Annotated in this window: 5 protein-coding genes; all 5 read left to right on the top strand. The window is 69.8% G+C overall.

All coding sequences use genetic code 11. The annotated features are described in order from the left end of the window. Nucleotides 1–14 precede the first annotated feature (14 nt). The 5 genes from JNL41_RS07840 (at nucleotide 15) to JNL41_RS07820 (ending at nucleotide 7,659) form a co-directional block, all read left to right on the top strand. Nucleotides 15–233: a sigma factor-like helix-turn-helix DNA-binding protein gene (locus tag JNL41_RS07840; RefSeq protein WP_293473731.1), complete on the top strand. Its 219-nt coding sequence runs from the start codon at nucleotides 15–17 to the stop codon at nucleotides 231–233. Then, entirely contained in the window at nucleotides 160–1,167 is a 1,008-nt protein-coding gene (locus tag JNL41_RS07835) for a FecR domain-containing protein (RefSeq protein ID WP_293473726.1), read from the top strand. The genes JNL41_RS07840 and JNL41_RS07835 overlap by 74 nt, the downstream gene beginning before the upstream one ends. A gap of 81 nt (nucleotides 1,168–1,248) precedes the next feature. After that, complete coding sequence (locus tag JNL41_RS07830) at nucleotides 1,249–4,038, top strand: TonB-dependent receptor (RefSeq protein WP_293473724.1); 2,790 nt, start codon at nucleotides 1,249–1,251, stop codon at nucleotides 4,036–4,038. 29 nt (nucleotides 4,039–4,067) lie between these two features. Further along, the gene (locus JNL41_RS07825; protein WP_293473723.1) at nucleotides 4,068–6,152 is read left to right on the top strand and encodes an acylase; all 2,085 of its coding nucleotides are present in this window, start codon (nucleotides 4,068–4,070) and stop codon (nucleotides 6,150–6,152) included. Between the two features lie 16 nt (nucleotides 6,153–6,168). After that, nucleotides 6,169–7,659 (top strand): CRTAC1 family protein, encoded by a 1,491-nt coding sequence (locus JNL41_RS07820; RefSeq protein WP_293473721.1) that lies wholly within the window; start codon nucleotides 6,169–6,171, stop codon nucleotides 7,657–7,659. Nucleotides 7,660–7,673: the final 14 nt, after the last annotated feature.

The following is a 7,673-nucleotide window of genomic DNA, read 5'->3' as shown; positions in this document are numbered from 1 at the left end:
CGCAGTGGCGCCGGGTGTTCCTGATGCGCCGGGTCCACGATCTTTCGCCCGCGACCATAGCGGGAGAGATGGGCTTGTCCGTTTCAACGGTTGAGAAGCACCTTGCCAAGGCGCTGAAGCTCGTGGCTCAGGCGCGGGCGGAACGTGAGGATCAGGCGTTTGGGCGACCCGCCCCCCAAGAGTTGCGACAACCGGCAGGCGATCGAAGAGCAGGCCGCCGCCCACGCCGCTAGGCTCGCCTGCGGCGTCAGCCCGGCGGAACGCCAGGAGATCTACGCCTGGGTGGGCGCCGATCCGCGCCATGCCGTCGCCTTCGCGCGAATGGAGGCGGCCTGGGAAGCGTCCGAGCGCCTGCGCGCCGCGGCGCCCCCGCTGGAAGGCGGCGCGTGGGGCGACGCCGATGCGCAGGCGGGCCGCGCGCGTGGCCGGCGCACCTTCGTGTTCGGAGCGATGGCCGCAGCCAGCGCCGCAGCGGCCGCCACCGTCGGCTGGCGGCTGCTCGACAACGTCGAACTCTACCGCACCGGGGTCGGAGAGCGCCGCATCGTGGCCTTGCGCGACGGCTCGCGCGTCACGCTCAACACCGCCTCGACCGTCGAGGTCTCGTTCAGCGCCGCCGAGCGCCGCCTGCGGCTGGTGCGCGGGGAGGGCCTGTTCGAGGTGGCCCACGACCCTCGGAGGCCCTTCGTGGTGGAGGCGGGCGCCGCGCGGTTCCGGGCGCTGGGCACGGCCTTCAACGTGCGCGTGCGGCCCGACGTGGTGGAGCTGACGGTGACCAAGGGCGTCGTCGCCGTCGTCGCCGGAGAGGCCGACGTCGACAGGATGCCGGGCGCCCGGATCGCTGCGGGCGGCGGCGCCGTCGTGCGGTCCGGCGCGGTGGCGCCCACGACGCTGGACGAGCAGCACCTTCGCCAGCGCACGGCCTGGCAGGGCGGCGTTCTGGAGTTCGACGGCGAGTCGCTGGCCCAGGTGGTGGGGGAGTTCAACCGCTACCGCCGCCAGCCCATCGTCATCGGCGACGCACGGCTGGAGTCGCTGCGGATCGGCGGCCGCTTCGAGGTGGACGAGGCCGACCGGTTCCTGACCGCGCTCACGAGCAGCTTCCCCATCGAGGCCATCGCGACGACCGACGGCGGCGTGCTCCTGGTCGGCAAGGCGCAGCCGTAATTTTTTCGCCGCCGGCATGGCGGTGGCGGCGGCGACGCCCGTTCCATGAGGCAAGGGCGTCGCACTCGGGGAACCTGCAACATGCCGCGGAACGTCAATCATCTCGTCTGGGCTCCGCCGATCGCAGCGGCGGTCGCATTGGCCGCGGCGCCGTCGTTCGCCGCCGAGGCGGTGACCAACTTCGACATCGCCCCTCAACCGATGCAGGGCGCCCTCAACGCGCTCTCGGCCCAGTCCGGCGTGCGCCTGCTCTACCCCTATGACCGGGTTGCGGGCCTCGCCTCGCCCGGCGTGCGCGGCCGGATGGCCACGAGCGAGGCCCTCGGCCAGATCATCGCCGGGACGCCGCTCAGGGTGGCCATCTCGCAGAAGGACCTGATCGCCCTGACCGCGGCGACGCCCCCGTCGGCGACGCTGATCCGCACGGCGTCGGCCGGTCCGGTGTTCGCCACCGCGACGATCGCCGCGCAGGACACCGGCGGCGGGTCGGCCGCGGCGAGCGCGCCCTCGGACGTCGAAGCGGTCGTCGTGACCGGCGTGCGCGGCGTCGCACGCACCGTCATGGAGAGCCCGACGCCCATCGACGCCTTCAGCTCCTCCGACCTGGAGAAGTCGGGGCGGGCGGGGGTCTTCCAGGCGCTGCAGACGCTCGCGCCGTCGTTCAACCTGCCGTTCCGCGCCGGGGGCGGCACGTCCACCATCATCGCCACCGGCGGCCTGCGCGGCCTCAACCCCGACCAGACGCTGGTGCTGGTCAACGGCAAGCGTCGTCACAAGACCTCGCTGATCAATGCGGTGTCGTCGCTCTACAACGGCTCGGTCCCCGCCGACCTCGACATGATCCCCACCGCGTCCATCGAGCGGATCGAGGTGCTGCGCGACGGCGCGGCGGCGCAGTACGGCTCGGACGCCATCGCCGGCGTGATCAACATCATCATGAAGGGCGACACCGACGCCGGCCTGCTCAGCGCCACCTACGGCCTGAATTTCGACCGCAAGGACGGCGACCTCACGCAGTACGCCTTCAACAAGGGCTTCAAGCTGGGCGACGCGGGCTTCGTGAACGTCTCGGTGAACTACAAGGACCAGCGGCTGTCGAATCGCGCCTATCCGATCGACCCCAGCGTCCAGCTCTTTCCCCTGGTCGGCGGCCAGCGCGACCCGCGCGAGGCCACCATCGACCGGCTGGTGACCAAGAACTTCGGCCAGTTGCCGCAGACCAACACCACGGTCGGCTTCAACGGCGAGTACGATTTCGGCAAGATCGCGGTCTATGGCTTCGGCACCTGGTCGAAGCGCGAGTCCGACCTGCCATTCACCTACCGCACGCCCAACAACGTCAACACGACCCCCGCGCTCTACCCGCTGGGCTACCGCCCCAACGAGGTGGTCAACGAGGACGACTACGAGTTCGTCGGCGGGATGAAGGGCGACCTGGGCGGCTGGGACTGGGACCTGTCCACCGGCTACGGCAAGAACAGGGCCGTCCTGCACACCTCCAACACCGAGAACGCCAGCCTCGGGCCGGCGAGCCCCAGGGTGTTCTATGTGGGCACGCTGCAATCCGACGAGGTGACCAGCAACCTGGACGTGACGCGTGGCTTCGACCTGGGTGGCTCGACGCTGCAGGTGTCGTTCGGCGCCCAGTATCGCCGCGAGGGCTACAAGATCCTGGCAGGCGAGCCGGCCAGCTATGCCGAGGGCCTGTATCGCGCCCCGGCCGGCCAGCCGTTCGCCGGCGTGGCGCCCCAGACCGGCGCCCAGGCGACGCCCGGCTTCCGGCCTGCCGACGCCAGCACCAGTCATCGCGACTCCAAGGCGGTCTACGGCGAACTGGGCTGGGACGCGACGGAGCAGCTCTTCATCGGCGCGGCGGTCCGCTACGAGGACTACAGCGACTCCTCGGGCGACACCCTGACCGGCAAGCTGACCGGCCGCTACGCGCTGACCGACTGGCTCTCGATCCGCGGCGCGGTCAGCAACGGCTTCCGCGCGCCGGGGCTGGCCCAGCAGAAGTACGCCGCCACCTCCAGCCAGTTCCGGACGGTCAACGGCGTGCCGAACCAACTGCTGCTGATCAAGACCCTGCCGGTCAGCGCGCCGGAGGCCATCGCCCTGGGCGCCGAGCCCCTGACGCCGGAGGAGTCGACGAACATCAGCGGCGGCTTCACGCTGCAGCCCGTCGCCGGCCTCGACATCACCATCGACGGCTACCAGATCAAGGTGGACGACAGGATCGCGATCACCAGCACCCTCACCGGCGCGGCGGTGAGCAACATCCTGATCTCGAAGGGCCTCTCGGGCGACCTGTCGGCCCAGTACTACACCAACGCCATCGACACCCGGACCCGCGGCATCGACGTGGTCGCGACCTATCGCTACGACCTGGGCGACTGGGGCCGCTTGCGGGCGAACGCAGGGTTCAACTACGGCAAGACCAAGATCACCAACATCATCCCGAACCCGCCCGAACTGACCGCCCTGGGCGCCGGCTTCGTGCTCTTCGCGCGTGGCAGCCAGGGCTTCCTCACCACCTCGTTCCCGAAGAGCAAGGTGGCGCTGGGCCTGAACTGGGACTGGAACAAGCTGAACGTGAACCTGCGCTCGACGCGGTACGGCAAGTACACGGTGATCGCCGACCTGCCGGTCAACGACCGCAGCTACGGGGCCAAGTGGATCACCGACCTGGAGGTCAGCTACAAGGTCCTGGAGAGCGTGACCCTGGCGGCCGGCGCCAACAACCTCTTCAACGAGTATCCGGACAAGAACGGACTCTACAACGCCGCCCTCGGCAGCGGCCAGTTTCCCGGCACCTCGCCGTTCGGGTTCACCGGCGGCTCCTGGTACGCCCGGGTCCAGTACAACTTCTAAGCTCCGTGACCGCGTAAGGGAGGCGCCCCGTGTACCTGGCCAGGAACTTCTGGGTCGCCGCCGGACTGGCGGCGGGGCTTCTCGCGTCGTCGGCGCAGGCCGCGCCGGCGCCGGTCAGGGGCGAGATCCTGTACGACACCTATGGCGTGCCGCACGTCTACGGGAAGGACGAGGCGTCGGTCTTCTACGGCTTCGGCTACGCCACGGCGCAGAACCACGGCGACGTGGTGGTGAAGCTGTACGGCCAGGCCCGCGGCCGCGCCGCCGAGTACTGGGGCCCGGCCGAGATCGAGTCCGACAAGTGGGTGATCGCCAACGGCATCTATGAGCGCGCCAAGGCCTGGTACGCGAAGGAGCCGGCCAGCTTCCGCGCCAACCTCGACGCCTTCGCCGAGGGCATGAACGCCTATTTCAAGGCCCACCCGGAGAAACTGGACGCCTCGGTGCGGCAGGTCTTCCCGATCAGCGGCGTCGACGTGATGGCCCACGCGCACCGCCTGATGAACTACGTCTACGTGGCGCCCCAGGCGCGCACGATGGGCGGCAACGGCGACGCGGGCTCGAACGCCTGGGCGGTGATGCCGAAGAAGTCGGCCAGCGGGAACACCATGCTGCTGGCCAATCCCCACCTGCCCTGGGCGCCCAGCCAGCTCACCTACTTCGAGGCCGACCTGAACGGGCCGGGCTTCAAGATGTATGGCGCGACCCAGGTGGGTCTGCCCGTGCTGCGCTTCATGTTCAACGACCGGATGGGCTTCACCAACACCGTCAACGGCATCCTGGGCGCCACCAACTACGAGCTGAAGCTGGCCGAGGGCGGCTACGTCTACGACGGCAAGGTGCTGCCGTTCACGACCCGCACCACGACGTTCAAGGTCCGGCAGGCGGACGGCACGCTGAAGACCGAGACGCTGGAACTGCGTTCGTCCGTGCATGGGCCGGTCTTCACCCGCATGGACGGCAAGACGGTCGCGGTTCGCGTGGCGGGCCTCGATCGGCCGGGCGGCGTGCGCCAGTACTGGGACATGGGCAAGGCGAAGAGCTTCGCCGAGTACCAGACGATCATGAAGCGCCTGCAGGTGCCGTCCTTCAACATCGTCTACGGCGACAAGGAAGGCCACGTTCAGTATCTGCACAACGGCATCCTGCCCAAGCACGCCGACGGCAACGTCGCCAAGTGGGGCGGGCTCGTCGCGGGCGACACCTCTGCCACGCTCTGGACCGGGATCCATCCCTACGAGGACCTGCCGAAGGTCGCCGATCCGCCCAGCGGCTATGTCCAGAACACCAACGATCCGCCGTGGGTGGCCACCTGGCCGCAGGTGATCCACGCGAAGGACTATCCGGCCTATGTCGCCAACCCCGGGCCGATGTCGCTGCGCGCCCAGCAGTCGTCTCACCTCATGGCCGACCCGGCGAAGATCACCTTCGACGACTTCGTGGCCCGCAAGCTGACCACCCACGTCCTGATGACCGACCGGGTGCTGGACGAGCTGCTGGCCGCCGCGGCCCGGAGCACCGATCCCGAGGTCGCCGAGGCCGCGGCCGTGCTGAAGGCCTGGGACCGGAGCGTCGACGCCGACGCCAGGGGCGCGCTTCTGTTCGAAGCCTGGGCGCGCAGGTTCGCCGGGCCGAACTACATCAGCGACGCCAACTACCGGGTGCGCTGGGATCCCGAGAAGCCGATCGACACGCCCACCGGCCTGAAGGACCCGGCCGCGGCCGTGGCGATGCTGAAGGCTGCGGCCCAGGAGGCCAAGGCCGCCTACGGCGCCCTCGACCGGCCCTTCGGCGACGTCTCCCGCTTTGCGCTGGGCAAGGTGGACCTGCCCGGCAACGGCGGGTTCGGAAACACCGGCGTCTTCCACGTGATCACCTGGAGCCCGCTGAAGGACGGCCGGCGCACGCCGGTCCACGGCGAGACCTGGATGTCGATGGTGGAGTTCTCGACGCCCATCAAGGCGCTGGGCCTCATGAGCTACGGCAACTCGACCCAGCCCGGCTCGCCCCATCGCAGCGACCAGCTCGATCACCTGTCGAAGAAGACGTTCCGCACGTTGTGGACCACGCGCGCCGAGGTCGAGAAGCACGTCGAAGAACGCGTCGCCTACTGAGTTCGGGGAGATGAGGATGTCACGAGGCGCCAAGCTGTCGATGCTCGCGGCCGCAGCCCTGATGCTGGCCGCCGCGGGGCCCGTGGGCGAGCCGGCCTTCGCCCCTGTCCAGCCCGAACTCCTGGGCATGCCGGGGTCGCTGTCCAACGCCTGGGCCGACATGGACAACGACGGCGACCTGGACCTGGCCGTGTCGCTGAAGAGCGGCGAGATCCGCCTCTACCGCAACGACCGGGGCGTGCTGACCAGCGTGGGCGGCGCGATGGGCCTGCCGACCGCCGGCGGCGAGTTCCGGGCCCTGAGCTGGGGCGACTACGACGGCGACGGCTGGATCGACCTGCTGGCGGGCTCCAGCCTGCCCGAGAAGCCCAGCGCGGTCTTCCGCAACAGGGCCGGCAAGTCGTTCGTCGATGTCGCGGCCGGCATCGGGCTGACGATCCCCGGCCGGTCTTCGCGCCAGAACAACTGGATCGACTACGACAACGACGGCGATCTGGACCTCTACGCCACCAACCGGATGGGACCGAACAGGCTGTTCCGCAACGACGGCGGCAAGTTCGTGCAGGTCTTCGCCGATGGCGGACCCACTGTGTTCCGCTCGACGGTCGGGGCCTGCTGGCTCGACTACGACAAGGACGGCGACCTCGACCTGTTCCTGGCCAACCAGTCGGGCAAGGCCGACAGCCTCTACCGCAACGACGGAACGGCCTTCGTCGACGTGGCCCCGCAACTGAGCATGGACAAGCCCGCCCGCGGTCCCGAGGACGGGGGCGTCGGCTGCGCGGTCGGCGACTACGACAACGACGGCAATCTCGACATCTTCGTCCCCAACTACGGCCACAACACCCTGTGGAAGGGGGACGGCAAGGGTGGCTTCGTCAACGTCGCCCAGGCGATGGGCGTGGGCGTCGAGAACCATGCGGTCGGGGCGGCCTGGGGCGACTACGACAACGACGGCTACCTGGACCTCTCGGTGATGTCGTACGAGGGGGCGCCCGGCCAGCAGACGCCGAAGGACGCCCTGTTCCACAACGAGGGCGGCAAGGGCTTCGTCAACGTGCTGAAGGCCGGCGGCCCGCTGGATGCCGGGGACCACGGCGTGACCTGGGTGGACTACGACAGGGACGGCGCCGTCGACCTCTCGGTGACCCGCGGCTACAGCCCGGTCGGCGGCCACTTCCTGTTCCGCAACCTGCTGCCCAAGGCCAGGGCGCGCCAGAGCCTGCAGGTCACCGTACTGGACGCCGAGGGCCGGTTCACGCAGCAGGGCGCAGAGGTGCGCGTCTTCGGCGCCGGCGGCAAGTTGCTGGGCGCGGGCCAGGTCTCCACGGGCGGCGGCTACGGCGCCCTGGGCGCGACGCCGGTGCATTTCGGCCTGCCGGGCGCCGCGAAGGTCACCGTCGAGGTGACGTTCATGAGCGCCAGCGGCCGCAAGGCGCAGACCGTCCGGAACGTCGATGTCGGCGCCTACGCCGGAAGGACCCTGGTCGTCCGCCGCGCGCGCTGACCTCGCGGCGAGCG

It is taken from the genome of Phenylobacterium sp. (genome assembly GCF_016793285.1).
GTDB lineage: Bacteria > Pseudomonadota > Alphaproteobacteria > Caulobacterales > Caulobacteraceae > Phenylobacterium.
This window is presented reverse-complemented; position numbering and strand designations above follow the sequence as displayed.